The sequence below is a fragment of the Psychrobacillus antarcticus genome, assembly GCF_029533155.1.
Taxonomy (GTDB): domain Bacteria; phylum Bacillota; class Bacilli; order Bacillales_A; family Planococcaceae; genus Psychrobacillus; species Psychrobacillus antarcticus.
The window spans coordinates 1-1,002 of the sequence record NZ_JAIZDB010000068.1 but is presented as its reverse complement, the minus strand read 5'-3'; the positions used below and the strand labels follow the sequence as shown (position 1 = coordinate 1,002).

The 1,002-nt window shown below is 47.9% G+C and carries 2 tRNA genes and 2 rRNA genes; all 4 read left to right on the top strand.

The annotated features are described in order from the left end of the window. Nucleotides 1-243, top strand: a 16S ribosomal RNA gene (locus tag LDK52_RS19915); the annotation flags it as partial. A 94-nt stretch (nucleotides 244-337) separates the two neighbouring features. Next, nucleotides 338-414: transfer RNA gene (locus tag LDK52_RS19910), tRNA-Ile, on the top strand. A gap of 17 nt (nucleotides 415-431) precedes the next feature. Beyond that, a tRNA-Ala gene (locus LDK52_RS19905) sits at nucleotides 432-507 on the top strand. Nucleotides 508-622: 115 nt separating this feature from the next. Then, nucleotides 623-1,002 (top strand): 23S ribosomal RNA (locus LDK52_RS19900); the annotation flags it as partial.

Here is a 1,002-nt window from a genome sequence, read left to right as displayed (position 1 = left end):
TCGGATTGTAGGCTGCAACTCGCCTACATGAAGCCGGAATCGCTAGTAATCGTGGATCAGCATGCCACGGTGAATACGTTCCCGGGCCTTGTACACACCGCCCGTCACACCACGAGAGTTTGTAACACCCGAAGTCGGTGGGGTAACCCTTACGGGAGCCAGCCGCCGAAGGTGGGACAGATGATTGGGGTGAAGTCGTAACAAGGTAGCCGTATCGGAAGGTGCGGCTGGATCACCTCCTTTCTAAGGATAATATCGGAATACGAATTTTTATTCGTATCTTAACGTTTTGCAGTTCAGTTTTGAATGTTCATATTAATATATGGAAATTCAAAGAGGGCCTATAGCTCAGCTGGTTAGAGCGCACGCCTGATAAGCGTGAGGTCGATGGTTCGAGTCCATTTAGGCCCACCATACCCTTTTTTGTTTTTGGGGCCTTAGCTCAGCTGGGAGAGCGCCTGCCTTGCACGCAGGAGGTCAGCGGTTCGATCCCGCTAGGCTCCACCAAAGTTTATAACTTGTTCTTTGAAAACTGGATAAAACGACATTGAAACAATAAACAACAAGAAATTCTGTTGTGATTATTTACGTAGTCACAACGTGTAAGACTTTTTAACTTTTAGGTTAAGTTAATAAGGGCGCACGGTGAATGCCTTGGCACTAGGAGTCGACGAAGGACGGCACTAACACCGATATGCTTCGGGGAGCTGTAAGTGAGCTTTGATCCGGAGATTTCCGAATGGGGAAACCCACTGTTCGTAATGGAGCAGTACATTTGCGTGAATACATAGCGCATCTGAGACACACCCAGGGAACTGAAACATCTAAGTACCTGGAGGAAGAGAAAGAAAATTCGATTCCCTGAGTAGCGGCGAGCGAAACGGGAATAGCCCAAACCAAAAGGCTTGCCTTTTGGGGTTGTAGGACACTCTACATAGAGTTACAAAGGAATGAGTTAGACGAAGCGATCTGGAAAGGTCCGCAGGATAGGGTAAAAGCCCC